Origin of the sequence: Streptococcus pseudopneumoniae (assembly GCF_001072665.1) — a bacterium.
GTDB lineage: Bacteria > Bacillota > Bacilli > Lactobacillales > Streptococcaceae > Streptococcus > Streptococcus pseudopneumoniae_S.
The window spans coordinates 52598-67033 of record NZ_JVJI01000132.1 but is presented as its reverse complement, the minus strand read 5'-3'; the positions used below and the strand labels follow the sequence as shown (position 1 = coordinate 67033).

The 14436-nt window shown below is 39.7% G+C and carries 13 protein-coding genes; 6 read left to right on the top strand and 7 right to left on the bottom strand.

What is annotated here, in order from left to right; all coding sequences use genetic code 11:
• Positions 1-4: 4 nt before the first annotated feature.
• The 4 genes from atpB to ADH52_RS09955 all read right to left on the bottom strand — a co-directional run bounded on the left by atpB (position 5) and on the right by ADH52_RS09955 (position 3386).
• The gene (gene atpB, locus ADH52_RS09970) at positions 5-715 is read right to left on the bottom strand and encodes a F0F1 ATP synthase subunit A (RefSeq protein ID WP_049511088.1); all 711 of its coding nucleotides are present in this window, start codon (positions 713-715) and stop codon (positions 5-7) included.
• 33 nt (positions 716-748) lie between these two features.
• On the bottom strand, positions 749-949 hold the full coding sequence (locus tag ADH52_RS09965) for a F0F1 ATP synthase subunit C (RefSeq protein ID WP_001054560.1): 201 nt from the start codon (positions 947-949) through the stop codon (positions 749-751).
• 314 nt (positions 950-1263) lie between these two features.
• The gene (locus ADH52_RS09960; RefSeq protein ID WP_049511087.1) at positions 1264-2550 is read right to left on the bottom strand and encodes a peptidase U32 family protein; all 1287 of its coding nucleotides are present in this window, start codon (positions 2548-2550) and stop codon (positions 1264-1266) included.
• A gap of 137 nt (positions 2551-2687) precedes the next feature.
• Positions 2688-3386, bottom strand: coding sequence for a GntR family transcriptional regulator (locus ADH52_RS09955; RefSeq protein WP_049511086.1), 699 nt, complete (start codon positions 3384-3386; stop codon positions 2688-2690).
• Between the two features lie 141 nt (positions 3387-3527).
• Here ADH52_RS09955 and guaA point away from each other — a divergent pair, with 141 nt between their 5' ends.
• The 5 genes from guaA (at position 3528) to ADH52_RS09930 (ending at position 9870) form a co-directional block, all read left to right on the top strand.
• Entirely contained in the window at positions 3528-5090 is a 1563-nt protein-coding gene (gene guaA, locus ADH52_RS09950) for a glutamine-hydrolyzing GMP synthase (RefSeq protein ID WP_049511085.1), read from the top strand.
• A gap of 258 nt (positions 5091-5348) precedes the next feature.
• Positions 5349-6122, top strand: coding sequence for an ABC transporter ATP-binding protein (locus ADH52_RS09945; RefSeq protein ID WP_049511084.1), 774 nt, complete (start codon positions 5349-5351; stop codon positions 6120-6122).
• Positions 6112-8166 carry an FtsX-like permease family protein gene (locus ADH52_RS09940; RefSeq protein ID WP_049511083.1) on the top strand — a complete coding sequence of 685 codons (2055 nt, stop codon included), beginning with the start codon at positions 6112-6114 and terminating at the stop codon, positions 8164-8166. The genes ADH52_RS09945 and ADH52_RS09940 overlap by 11 nt, the downstream gene beginning before the upstream one ends.
• A gap of 32 nt (positions 8167-8198) precedes the next feature.
• Complete coding sequence (locus tag ADH52_RS09935) at positions 8199-8822, top strand: response regulator transcription factor (protein ID WP_049511082.1); 624 nt, start codon at positions 8199-8201, stop codon at positions 8820-8822.
• A 49-nt stretch (positions 8823-8871) separates the two neighbouring features.
• Positions 8872-9870, top strand: a complete 999-nt coding sequence (locus ADH52_RS09930) for a sensor histidine kinase (protein WP_049511081.1) — start codon at positions 8872-8874, stop codon at positions 9868-9870.
• Positions 9871-9953: 83 nt separating this feature from the next.
• Here the strand turns inward: ADH52_RS09930 and ffh are convergent, their stop codons facing one another.
• Both ffh and ADH52_RS09920 read right to left on the bottom strand, forming a co-directional pair.
• On the bottom strand, positions 9954-11525 hold the full coding sequence (ffh, locus tag ADH52_RS09925; protein WP_042751012.1) for a signal recognition particle protein: 1572 nt from the start codon (positions 11523-11525) through the stop codon (positions 9954-9956).
• Positions 11526-11536: 11 nt separating this feature from the next.
• The gene (locus ADH52_RS09920) at positions 11537-11869 is read right to left on the bottom strand and encodes a putative DNA-binding protein (RefSeq protein WP_049511080.1); all 333 of its coding nucleotides are present in this window, start codon (positions 11867-11869) and stop codon (positions 11537-11539) included.
• A gap of 165 nt (positions 11870-12034) precedes the next feature.
• On the opposite strand from ADH52_RS09920, the gene ADH52_RS11870 reads away from it, so the two are divergent.
• A complete protein-coding gene (locus ADH52_RS11870; protein ID WP_399553097.1) occupies positions 12035-12169 on the top strand; it encodes a hypothetical protein in 135 nt (44 codons plus the stop codon).
• A 259-nt stretch (positions 12170-12428) separates the two neighbouring features.
• Here ADH52_RS11870 and metG read toward each other — a convergent pair whose 3' ends face one another.
• A complete protein-coding gene (gene metG, locus ADH52_RS09915) occupies positions 12429-14426 on the bottom strand; it encodes a methionine--tRNA ligase (RefSeq protein WP_049511079.1) in 1998 nt (665 codons plus the stop codon).
• Positions 14427-14436 lie beyond the last annotated feature (10 nt).

Sequence of the window (14436 nt, the reverse complement as noted above, 5' to 3'; positions counted from 1 at the left end):
CTTTCTATTCTTCTTCATTAATTTTATTTCCTAGGTACATTGAAGATAACAATGTAAATACATATGCTTGTACACAAGAAATAAAAACAGAAAATGCAGTCCAGATTAGATTTGTTCCAAAAGCAATAGGATACCAATAGAAGGCCTGATGAGAAAGTAGGACTAACATACTTGCCATCACTTCCCCTGCAAAGATATTACCAAAGACCCGCAATGCAAGTGAAAGGAGATTGGTAACTTCTTCCAAGAGATTCATTGGTGTCATAAAACCTGGTGTTACAAATGCTTTTAAATACTTTTTGATTCCACGACGACGAATTCCTTCTACGTGTGTCATTAAGATAATTGTAAAAGACAAGACCAAGTCAAATGACAAATTTGCTGTTGGTGAGGTCCAAAGATTTACACCATCTGTAGTCTGAATTCTAGCCATTAAGCCAATATTATTTGCAATGGCCATAAATAGGAATAAACAGAAATAAAAGAGAGAATAATCCTTTATCATTGGACCAAGGTTTGATTTTGTAAATCCAACAACAAAATCAAATAAATACTCTAATACATTTTGTTTTCCTGTGGGTCTCAAAGTCATATTTCGAGTTGCCCAATAAATAAAGCCAAAAATAAGTGCTACAGTCAACAAAGTCAAAACTACTATGGTTAAATTAAAGGTAACAGGACCAATATTGATGGTTGGATTAATACTTTCTTCCATCTAAAATCCTCCCTTTTTCAATTTATACTTCTTTTATTTGATGATAAATGAAAAGACAAGAGTAACGAAGAAAGTACCTTCAATAAAGGCAACCCCTAGGATCATCAAACTACGTAGTTCTGAGATGATATCTGGTTGGCGAGCAACTGATTTCAACAAACCGTTCATCAACATACCTTCACCAAGAGATACACCCATACAGGCAAGACATAGACCGAAAAATGTTAAATTCATGACGAATTCTCCTTTTAATTAAAATTTACTTACTTAGTTTAGTCCTAAAAATTGGATTTGTCAACTTTTTACTTACGTTGAAAGCGTTTAATGAAAATTATTTACAATTTTACTATTTTTTAGCTTATTATATAGAAAACTTTGGAAAAAACTTGTAATAAATCCGTCCATTATCTAGATCTTTCTGAAAAATAATGAAAAAATCCGAGATGAAATCTCGGATGGAAATTAATATATTTTTTTAACCTAATGTTCTTTTAGTAAGTAGGATTAAAGGGAAATCAACTAGAAAGCTTTCCTCTCCTACATGTTTATTAAGCACGCACTGTGACGCTGGTTCCATCTTCCTTATAAAGATTGATGAGACCTTCTTTAAGAGCTCGAACCATGTCTCCAGCTTGAACAGCTTGTGGAACCTTGATAGTCAAGAGTTCCATTGGATTTGGAGCGCGGTCAATTTTATTGCCTTTGGCATCATGTAAATCTTCGATATACGTTTCAAAATGACGGAAACCTGGGCCATAAAACTCAACTTGGTCGCCTTCGTTAATAACGTTCCGTTGACGAATGGTCGCTGTTTGTGTCGCATCATCATAAGAAACCACTTCAGCGACAAACTTATACTCAGGAATTTTACGACGGGCACCAAACAACTGCTCATTTTCAGATGGTGTGCCGTAGTAGAAACCTGTTGCCAATTCACGTTGGGCAACCTTCCACATCTCATCAATCAAGTCTTGCTTGATATCTTCGAATTTTTCTGGACTTTCTAGATAAGCATCAACAGCCGCCTTATAACAGTTAGTTACTGTTGAAACATAGTGAATAGACTTCATGCGTCCTTCGATTTTTAGACTGTCCACACCATTTTCAATCATATCTGGGATATGGTCAATCATAGACATGTCAACGGCTGACATTGAAAATTCTTCAGGAATTTCACCTTTCAAACTCTTGCGTTCTTGACCAAATGGCATATCGTAAAGGTCGTACTTCCAACGGCAAGACTGAGAGCAACCACCACGGTTAGCATCACGCATACTCATGTGGTTTGAAAGAGTACAACGACCAGAGTAAGAAATACACATGGCTCCGTGGACAAAGGCTTCAATCTCAACATCTGTACGTTTGCGGATTTCAGCTAATTCTTCCATCGAAACCTCACGCGCCAAAACGACACGAGTCAAGCCCAGTTCTTTCCAGAACTCAAGGGTTTCATAGTTAGTTGCACTTGCTTGGGTAGAGAGGTGGATTTCAAGACCTGGTGCTTCAGTCGCTGCAATCATGATCAAGGCTGGGTCAGATACGATAACTGCTGCAATCCCGATATCACGCAGTTTACGGAACCACTCACCAGCACCAGCTTCATTTCCTTCGTGCATAACCATGTTGGCAGCCACATAAACCTTAGCACCGTACTTGGCAGCAAACTGGACACCTTCTTCCATCTGTTCGAAAGTAAAGTTTCCGGCACGGCTACGAAGACCATAGGCCTGACCACCGATAAAGACAGCATCTGCTCCATATTGAACAGCTACCTTTAGCTTCTCTAAAGTCCCTGCAGGTGATAAAACCTCAGGACGTTTTAATGTTTTTGTCATGTTTTCTCCTATTTGCAATATAAAAGTTTGACGTTTTTCCTTCTCATTTTATAGTAAATAAGTGATAAAATCAAGCCTAGACAGATTGTTTTGACAATTCTAATCTTTTAAGAAAGCAAAAAACTAGCCTTTCTAGACTAGTTATTCTCAAGATAAAATTCAAAGCGTTCGCCTACATACTGACTTTTTACGTATTCAAATGCAGTACCATCTTCTAGGTAAGAAATCTGAATCAGACCAAGAATAGCATGTCCTTTTTCAACTTCCAAATAGTGGGCAATTTTTTCCTTAGCAAGGCGAGCATAGATAGTCTGCTGTGATTTGCCAATACGGTAGCCATGTTTTTGCAATGTTTGGAAGAAATGACTGGTGATTTCTTCTTTTTTAAAGTCCTTAATGAATTTTTCAGGAATAGAAGCAACTTCATAAACTAGAGGAACTTGGTCGGCATAGCGGACCCGTTCCATTCGGATAATATTCTCCGTTGGAGAAATTCCTAACTTTGCAACTTCCTGCTCATTGGGAATGGTTTTTCTGTAGGAAATGAGCTGGCTAGAGGGTACTTTACCTTGGGACTTAACAATTTCAGTAAAACTTGTTGTTCCTCGCATCTTTTCTTGTACCCGAGTACTAGAAACAAAGGTGCCACTTCCTACGCGGCGCTCTAAGATACCTTCTTCAACTAATAGAGATACAGCTTGGCGGAGGGTCATGCGACTGACCTCAAACTGCTCTGCTAAATCTCGTTCACTAGGAAGCCTCTCCCCAATAGCCCAACGGTGATCGTCAATATCCTTTTTAATCTGATCATGGATTTTCATATAAGCAGGTAGCATATTTTTCACTTCATTTCTATCTTTTCTCTATTGTACCCTAATAAACAAGAAAAAGTCAAACTTCTCCTTGTTTAGTTGGTAATTCGCCCTTATTTGTGATAGAATATTGAAAAAAGATATTTCTTTTGAGAAAGGAAAAAGATGAGCAACATTTCAACTGATTTGCAAGATGTAGAAAAAATCATCGTATTGGACTATGGTAGCCAATACAACCAGCTGATTTCACGCCGTATCCGTGAGATTGGCGTTTTTTCAGAACTAAAGAGCCATAAAATTTCAGCTGCTGAAGTTCGTGAAATCAACCCTGTAGGAATTATCCTTTCAGGTGGTCCAAACTCTGTATACGAAGATGGTTCATTCGATATTGACCCAGAAATCTTCGAACTCGGAATTCCTATTTTGGGAATCTGTTACGGTATGCAATTATTAACCCATAAACTTGGAGGAAAAGTTGTTCCTGCAGGTGACGCTGGGAATCGTGAATACGGTCAATCAACTCTTACTCACACACCTTCAGCTCTTTTTGAATCAACACCTGATGAACAGACTGTTCTGATGAGCCATGGTGATGCGGTTACTGAGATTCCTTCTGACTTTGTTCGTACAGGTACATCAGCTGACTGCCCATACGCAGCCATCGAAAATCCAGATAAACACATTTACGGTATTCAATTCCACCCAGAAGTTCGTCATTCTGTATACGGAAATGATATCCTTCGTAACTTTGCCCTTAACATCTGTAAAGCTAAAGGCGACTGGACAATGGATAACTTCATCGATATGCAGATCCAAAAAATCCGTGAAACCGTCGGTGATAAACGTGTCCTTCTTGGCCTTTCAGGTGGGGTTGACTCATCTGTCGTTGGGGTTCTTCTTCAAAAGGCTATTGGTGATCAATTGATCTGTATCTTCGTGGATCACGGTCTCCTTCGTAAAGGAGAAGCGGACCAAGTTATGGACATGCTTGGTGGTAAGTTTGGTTTGAATATCGTCAAAGCAGACGCAGCTAAACGTTTCCTTGATAAACTTGCTGGCGTTTCTGACCCTGAACAAAAACGTAAAATCATCGGTAACGAGTTTGTGTATGTATTTGATGACGAAGCAAGCAAGCTCAAAGATGTGAAATTCCTTGCTCAAGGTACTTTATATACAGATGTTATCGAGTCTGGTACGGATACAGCTCAAACTATCAAGTCACACCACAACGTGGGTGGTCTTCCAGAAGACATGCAATTTGAATTGATTGAACCACTCAACACTCTCTATAAAGACGAAGTTCGTGCCCTTGGTACAGAACTTGGTATGCCAGACCATATCGTATGGCGCCAACCATTCCCAGGACCAGGACTTGCTATCCGTGTTATGGGTGAAATCACTGAAGAAAAGCTAGAAACAGTTCGTGAGTCAGACGCTATTCTTCGTGAGGAAATTGCTAAAGCAGGTCTTGACCGCGATATCTGGCAATACTTCACTGTTAATACAGGCGTTCGTTCAGTTGGTGTTATGGGTGACGGTCGTACATATGACTACACGATTGCAATCCGTGCTATCACCTCTATCGATGGTATGACTGCTGATTTTGCTAAGATTCCATGGGAAGTCCTTCAAAAAATCTCAGTACGTATCGTAAACGAAGTGGACCATGTTAACCGTATCGTCTACGATATTACAAGTAAACCACCTGCAACAGTTGAGTGGGAGTAGAGTTTCCTATAAAATAAAAAATAATACCGCTGGAGCATGAACTTCAGTGGTATTATTTTTTATGATTTCAATATTAGGAAAATTTCTCAACCTCTACTCCTCTTTTTAAATCCCTGAAAGCATGCTATAATATAGTAAGTATAGTTCCAATAACCTGATTATAAAAGTCAGCGATAAAGATTTCTTACATCATCCGTAAGTGTTATTCTACTCTGATTCATATTATAATGAAAGTAACAAAAAATGGAGGTGTTTCACATGGACACAATTTTACGAGTAGAATCATTAAAAAAGCATTATGGGAAAGAGCCCAATATTACCAAAGCCTTGGATAGCATATCTTTTCAAGTTGTCAAAGGCGAGTTCTTAGGAATTATGGGGAGTAGCGGTTCTGGGAAAACAACCCTTCTTAACTGTCTCGCCACAATCATCAAGCCAACTGACGGTTCCATTCAAATGCAAGAAAAGGATTTAGGTCAGCTAAAAGGGAGCCAATTAGCAGATTATAGAGGCAAGGAAATTGGCTATCTCTTCCAGAATTTTGAGCTCTTGGACAATCTTACAGCCAAAGAAAATATTTTACTTCCCTTGTCTTTGCACAAGGTCGATGCCAACGAAAGCAAGGTTCGATTAGAATTACTTTCCCAATATCTGGATATTTCTGAACTTCTGGATAAGTTCCCTTCTCAATTATCAGGTGGTCAACGGCAAAGGGTAGCTGCTGCGCGCGCCTTAATTTTAGACCCTAAGATTGTATTTGCAGACGAGCCCACAGGGGCTTTGGATTCAAAAAATGCGACCATTTTGATGCAAAAATTATCCGAAATGAATCAAGTGGAAGAAACCACCATTCTCATGGTGACCCACGATTCCGTCGCAGCCAGCTTTTGCAACCGCATCTTGTTTATCCAAGATGGAAAACTATTCCATGAAATCCGTCGCGATTATCCAAGAGAAAGTCAAGAAGACTTCTACCACAGAATACTAAAGGTCATGGCAGCACTAGCTGGAGGTGATGGTAATGTTTTCTAAATTAGTCTCAAGAAATAGCAAGAGAGATCGAAAGAATAATGGCTTGTATTTCAGTTCTATGGTTCTGTCTATTATCTCCTTTTACATCATCCTTTCTTTGACTCATCAAGATGTGATGCACTTTCTAAAACAAATAGAAAGTGACGCTGTAAATAAACTCTTTAGCATGATTCCCATTCTTTATGTAGCAACGCTCTTTATTCTCTTTTTTCTAGTCTACTTCTCAAGCAGTATGCAGATGGAAAGGAGAAAACATGAATTTGGTGTCTATCTCACACTGGGAATGCAAAGAAGCAAACTGTTCTTGCTACTTCTGCTCGAGGATTTGAGAAACAGTGTCCTTGCCCTTGGAATAGGCCTTCCTATTTCCATCTTAATTTCAGAATTGATTAGCCTAATAACCGCTAAAATTGTGGGACTAGGGATTATTGAACATCAATTTTCTCTATCTACCACAGCTCTACTCTATACAGTCATCGGCTTCCTAGCCGTAAAATTAGCTGTTTTTGTCCTTTTAAGTGCAAAGACTGCCAATATGGAAATCGGAAACCTGCTCGCCTATTCTCCTTCTGGGATGAAGAAACTACTCCCCAAGGGGGTGTACCTTCTTGCTTCTGTCCTCGGAATTTTGCTTCTAGGAACAGCCTATTACATGGGTATGAGTGGACGAGCTTGGGAAAATGTCATAACAATGGGCATCACCGTTCTCTTAGGAACTCTGGGAACTATCCTACTCTTCTTTGGTATGCGTTTATTTATAGACTTTTTGGTCAAGCTTGGAAACAATCGAAAACTTCATGCCTATAATTTTAGACAGATTCAGGAATTAGTTATCCAACGCTCAACTATACTGGCTGTCTGCTCCCTCTTAATTTTCTCTGCCTTGTGCCTCTTTGGAGCAGGTGTGGCCATTACAAGCGGCAATCCAGGCAATCAAACCCACGTATTGGATTATACATTTAGAGATAGCAAGCAGGAAACAGATGAAAATCTTGATGTAAATGCAGTTAAAAAAGAGCTTGAAGCTGCCGGACTAGTATCACAGTTTTCAAAGATTCTGCAAATTAAAGTAGGCCAAACTAAAGAACACGAATCCGTGTCCTTTGAAGAGGTCATCAAGGAGTTGAAAAATCAAAAAGACAACAAGAACAAGGAAATTTTGCTCCATAAATTTAAACAGTCTACTAATTCCCACCTCATACCAGTTTCCGAATACAATGAACTTAAAAAGGCTGCCAATCTTCCTCCTCTAGAACTAACTAATAAGGAAGCATATTTGTATATGGGGAAAAATTTTCTGCCAGATGAAAGTCTCGTCAACTCTGTCCTAAAGACAAAGCCTCAAATCAAAGTCATGGGAAATGATGTAAAATTGATTGGCGAGGTGGAGTCTTTGCCAATCGTAACGGATCATGAGATAACCCTCTCTGTCGCTCTCATAGTTCCAGATGAGATTTTTATGAGCTATACAGACGGTCGCTATTCGAACTATGTTAGCGGTATCTTGGCTCCTGAGCTAGTCAAGGAAAAAGGCTTGATGAGAGCTATCTCAGATACCAATGAAAAGCTAAATCAAACCTCTCTTGGCTATGAAAGCTATATACAAAATATGGGAAGACAATTGTTTTACATTATCTCTGCCAGCTATGTCACCATCTATCTGTCTATCATCTTCCTTGTTGTCGCAAATACAATTATCGGCGTTCAGTTTTTGATGGGACAAAGACAATCCTATAGACGATACCAGACCTTAATCCATCTTGGTGCCAACTACGAAACTCTTTGTAAATCGTCAGAAAAGCAAGTCAACTGGTATTTCGGTCTACCAATAGCCCTTGCACTTATCAGTAGTAGCTTCGGAGTGAGCTCCCTCCTCACAGGAATAGTGCCCACTAGCGCAAGAATGGTTATGGGGCAGAGATTTATCACAGCCATGCTGATCGTACTGCTATTAGCTGGCTTTGAAGTCATCTATATCAGAATTGTAAAGAAAAATAGCAACAAGTACTTATTGTCATTAATGGAACCCAAAAGAGATGAATAAGGTAGAATAAAATAGGAAAAGGAGGAACCGATATGAAGCATATTCTGGTTATTGAAGATGAAGCCTTGATTCGAGATGAAATTGTCATCTTGTTAGAGAAAGCGGGTTATCAAGTTGATAAGTTGACTGACTTCAAAGATACAAGCCAGCAAGTGCTGCAATACGATACAGATCTAATCATACTGGATTTGAATTTGCCAGGAGAAACAGGTTTTCAAATTTGTAAAAATCTCAAGTCAAAACGCTCTGTCCCTATATTGGTTCTCACTTCCCGTGAACAATTAAAAGATGAAATCTACGCCCTGAAATTAGGGGCAGATGAGTATCTAACAAAGCCTTTCAAGAAAGAAAGATTTTTGGCACGTATAGAAAATATCTTGAAACGCTATGAAGGCAGACAAAATCTACTTGAAAAAGATAATTTTCTGCTTGATAGACAGACCTATACCCTTTATATCAATGGACACTCGATTTTACTCCCCCAAAATCAAGGGAAATTGTTAGAAACTTTATTAGTGGCAACTGATTCTGTCGTCACAAAAGAAGAACTAAGCATGAAACTGTGGAATACAACTGAGTTCATCGATGAAAATGCCCTTCAAGTAAATATTGCAAGACTCAAAAAGGTGATGAAACAGGCTGGTATTGCACTTTAAGTCAAGTCCGTCAGAGGTATCGGTTACAAATTGGAAGAGGAAAGGGAATATGAAACAGAATCCTAAATATTTGGCTACCTATCTGCCTTGGTTACTTGTTCTCTTAGCATTTGATCTATTCACAGCTGTCCTGCTTTGGCTTTCAGACGTGAGAAAGTTTCAAGCCCTCATCATTCTCTATCTTTTAGCTACTGTCCTGCTCTTTTTCATCCTATCATTCCTACTGATAAGAAAAGAAAGAAAAAAATCCGCTGCCTATAAAGCCTTCATAGCCAATCCCAAGGTCGATACTGAGCTGGAATTATTGCGTTTATCAAGTGCCTCAGAGAAAGAAAGCATCGAAGAAATCGCAAATGCGCTTTACCAAAGGCAAGCGGAAATAGGAAAGCTCAACTCATTACTAGCCGAATACGAGGACTATGTTGAAAAATGGGCTCATGAAATCAAACTCCCTCTATCGCTTCTTTCCCTCCTTTTGGACAATCAAAGTGACCAGTTGCCAAAGGATACAACTTTTAAGTTGGACTATGTGAAAAATCAAATCCAAGGAAATGTATCACAGATACTATTCTATTACAGGGTGAAAAGTGAAAAAAATGATTTTCTATTTGAAGACCTTGACCTCCAAGAGTGTATCCAAGATCTTTTGGAAAACTTTGATCCCTTGCTCAAAGAAAAGAAATTTACGATTCAGCTAGAGAACATACAAGGAATCTGCTACACCGATCAACGCAGTTTTGAATTTATCCTCTCTCAAATCCTCGCCAACGCCCTTAAATATAGCTCTGACAAGCCCGAACTCAGTATTTCTATGTCAAAAGATAAGGGGCGCACAAGTCTGATTATTAGGGATAATGGTTGCGGAGTTAAAGCTTGTGACCTCCCTCATATCTTTGAAAAAGGCTTTACAGGTGATTCAGGTGATACAAGGAAAAAATCAACAGGTATGGGGCTCTATCTAGTCAAACAATTAGCAGATGCTTTAAAAATCGAAATCACAGTAAAATCCGAATGGACGCAAGGATTTGAAATCTCTCTTTCTATTTAGTCAATTTTTCGATTAAGAAAATTGCCTAATCATAGAAAGCACATATGTTATATCAAAAAGGAAAGCACTTCTGCTTTCCTTTTTTATTTGCGTTTCTTCTTAGCTTTTTTCATTTTATTCGCCATGCGTTTCATTGACTGTTTCATAGCAAATTCACCGATTTTACCTTTTAGTCCGCCACCAAACATCTGGCTCATATCTGGCATTCCTGCTCCTCCGAGAGCTGACAGGTCAGGCATACCGCCTTGTCCCATCATTCCTTCAAGGGCAGACATATCCATTCCTCCCATATTTGGCATATTTTTAGGAAGGTTGTTTGGATTGATTCCCATCTGCTTCATCATCTTGTTCATATCCCCAGACATGACACCCTGCATGAGCTGTTTGGCCTGATTAAAGTCTTTGATGAATTTATTAACTTCAACAAAGGTATTTCCAGAACCAGCAGCTATACGACGGCGACGGCTTGGATTTAACAAATCTGGATTTTCACGTTCTTCAGGTGTCATGGAAGACACAATAGCACGTTTGCGAGCAATCTGGCGCTCATCCACTTTCATGTTTTGAAGGGCTGGATTGTTAGCCATCCCTGGAATCATCTTGAGCAAGTCTTCCATCGGCCCCATGTTTTGCACCTGATCCAATTGATCGATGAAATCATTGAAATCAAAGGTGTTTTCACGCATTTTCTCAGCCATTTCAAGGGCTTTTTGCTCATCGTATTCCTGAGAAGCTTTCTCAATCAAAGTGAGCATATCCCCCATGCCAAGGATACGGCTAGACATACGGTCTGGGTGAAAGGTTTCAATGTCCGTAATCTTTTCACCCGTACCAGTGAACTTGATTGGTTTTCCAGTAATGTGGCGAACAGATAGAGCCGCACCACCACGAGTATCCCCATCAATCTTGGTAAGGATAACCCCAGTCACTTCCAACTGAGCATTAAACTCACGCGCAACATTGGCCGCTTCTTGACCAATCATAGCATCAACAACGAGAAGAATTTCGTTTGGTTGAGCCAATGCTTTTACGTCACGAAGTTCATTCATCAAAAGCTCATCAATCTGCAAACGACCTGCCGTATCAATCAAGACATAGTCGTTGTGATTGGCTTGGGCTTGTTCCAAACCTTGACGAACAATCTCAACAGCTGGAACCTCTGTCCCAAGAGCAAAAACAGGCACATCAATCTGTTGTCCCAGTGTCTTCAGCTGATCAATAGCCGCAGGACGATAGATATCCGCCGCAATCATCAAAGGACGAGCATTTTCTTCTTTCTTGAGTTTGTTGGCCAGTTTACCTGCAAAGGTTGTTTTACCGGCCCCCTGCAAACCGACCATCATGATAATCGTCGGAATCTTAGGAGACTTGATAATCTCTGCCGTATCAGAACCTAAAACGGTTGTCAGTTCCTCATCAACGATTTTAATAATTTGTTGCGCAGGATTAAGGGTATCAATGACCTCATGCCCAACTGCACGCTCACGAACTTTCTTGATAAAGTCCTTTACAACAGGCAAGGCAACGTCGGCCTCAAGCAAGGCCAAGCGAATTTCTTTGGTTGCCTCTTGGACATCAGATTCAGAGATTTTTCCTTTTTTACGTAGATTTTTAAAGACGTTCTGTAAACGTTCTGTTAAACTTTCAAATGCCATTTTTCTTCCTCTTATTCTCTATTATCAATGCTTGTTAAAATTTCTATCTGCTCTTTCAGAAAGTCATCCTTGGGATAGCGCTTCAAGATCTGGTCAAAAATCTGACTGCGGACAATGTAGTCCGAGTACATGTGCAATTTCATCTCATAATCTTCCAGAATCTTTTCTGTCCGCTTGATATTATCATAGACAGCCTGACGACTGACACCAAACTCTTCGGCAATCTCAGCGAGACTGTAATCATCAGCATAGTAGAGCTCAATATAATTCATTTGCTTATCTGTCAAAAGCGCCGCATAAAATTCAAAGAGCGCATTCATACGGTTGGTTTTTTCGATTTCCATAACTTTTATTATACCAAAAAATCTATTATACTTCTACATTAGAAGTCATTCTATCGGGTCAATCAAATCTTTCCTCTATACAATAGATAGGACCTGATTAAAAATTTGCTCTATTATTTCCTTATCATGAAAACGATGTCTGTAATCCTTACCATAAGTTGTAAAATGAGGAATTTTATCGTTTCAATCCCCCTTAAATCAACGATAGACGGTATTGACCTCAATGTCCTTGATGGTTTGGAGCATGAAACTGAAACCTCAGAAACATTAGATGGGAGGAATTTTAACCAACATATGTAACAGGGGATAAACTAGAACACCTTTTATCCGAGGAATAAGTACCTGCGACCAAGAAAATGGTCTTACGAAATGAGTTCAACTAGCGCGTAAAAACCAACTTGATTATATTTGTAGTCTTGATTTTCTTTGTGAGACTTAGGCAACATTTCTCAACCATTTTTACATCTATTATACTAATATACAACTCTACACATAGAAAAATCCTTAGAAACTTGTAGTCTAAGGACTTTGTCTTCCAACTGACTTTAGTGTTTTATTTTTACCCAATCACACTTCCGTTTGGTACAGCTGGATCAACTGTAAGGAGGGTTAATTTTCCATCATGTTCAGCTGATAGGATCATCCCTTGGCTGACATATTTCTTCATCATTTTACGAGGTTTGAGGTTGGCAACGATTTGAACTTTCTTGCCGACCAATTCTTGTTCATTTGGATAGTATTTTGCAATTCCTGAAAGAATTTGACGATTTTCACCATCACCAGCATCTAGACGGAACTGGAGCAACTTATCAGAGCCTTCTACTTTAGACACTTCTTTGACTTCTGCGACACGGATTTCGACCTTGTCAAAGTCTTCAAACTTGATTTCTTCCTTGTTTAGTTTGAGTTCAACTTCGTCTGGGTTCCACTCTTTTTCGACTGCTGGTTTGTTGCCTTCCATTTGTTCCTTGATATAGGCGATTTCTTCTTCCATATCCAGACGTGGGAAGATTGGTGTTCCTTTGGCAACTACAGTTACACCTGCAGGGAAGTCAGCTAAGTTCAAGTTTTCAAGACTAGAAACTTCATTCAAGCCAAGTTGAGTCAAGACTGCACGACTGGTTTCCATCATAAATGGCTCAATCAAGTGAGCAACGATACGAAGGCTGGCTGCCAAGTGGCTCATAACACTTGCCAATTGATCACGATGCGCTTCATCCTTAGCCAAGACCCATGGAGCTGTCTCGTCAATGTATTTATTAGTACGAGAGATAAGCGTCCAGACCGCTTCAAGTGCACGTGGGTAGTCAACTGCTTCCATGTGTGTATGGTATTCAGCAATTGATTCAGTCGCTACTTGGGCAAGAGCGCTGTCAAATTCTGTCACTCCCTCTACGTATGCTGGGATTTGCCCATCAAAGTACTTGTTAATCATAGAAACCGTACGGTTGAGGAGGTTTCCGAGGTCATTTGCCAATTCATAATTGATACGGCCAACGTAGTCTTCTGGAGTAAAGGTTCCGTCTGAACCAACTGGAAGGCTACGCATGAGGTAGTAACGAAGCGGATCTAGTCCATAGCGCTCTACCAACATTTCAGGATAGACCACATTCCCTTTAGACTTAGACATTTTGCCGTCTTTCATAACAAACCAACCATGGGCAATCAAACGATCTGGCAATTTGATATCTAACATCATAAGAAGGATTGGCCAGTAGATTGAGTGGAATCGAAGGATGTCTTTTCCTACCATGTGGAAGACTGTTCCATTCCAGAACTTGTCAAAGTTACCATGTTCGTCTTGACCGTAACCAAGAGCTGTCGCATAGTTAAGAAGAGCATCAATCCAAACGTAGACAACGTGTTTAGGATTTGATGGTACCGGAACACCCCATGTAAAGGTTGTACGAGAAACTGCCAAATCCTCTAAACCTGGCTCGATAAAGTTGCGAAGCATTTCATTCAGACGACCATCTGGAGTGATAAATTCAGGATGAGCTTTGAAAAATTCTACTAGACGGTCTTGGTATTTGCTGAGACGAAGGAAGTATGATTCTTCAGATACCCATTCAACCTCGTGTCCTGATGGAGCGATACCTCCCGTTACATTTCCGGCTTCATCACGGAATACTTCTGCAAGTTGGCTTTCTGTAAAGAATTCCTCATCTGATACTGAATACCAACCAGAGTATTCACCCAAGTAAATATCATCTTGAGCAAGCAAGCGTTCAAAGACCTGCGCGACAACTTTTTCATGGTAGTCATCAGTTGTACGGATAAATTTATCGTATGAGATATCTAGTAATTGCCAGAGTTCTTTGACTCCAACAGCCATACCATCAACGTAGGATTGTGGTGTAATTCCAGCTTCTTCTGCTTTTTGCTGGATTTTTTGACCATGCTCGTCAAGACCTGTCAAATAAAAAACATCGTAGCCCATCAGGCGTTTGTAACGTGCTAGGACATCACATGCGATGGTTGTGTAGGCAGATCCGATATGAAGTTTTCCAGATGGATAGTAAATCGGCGTTGTAATATAAAAATTCTTTTCAGACATAATTTTTCCT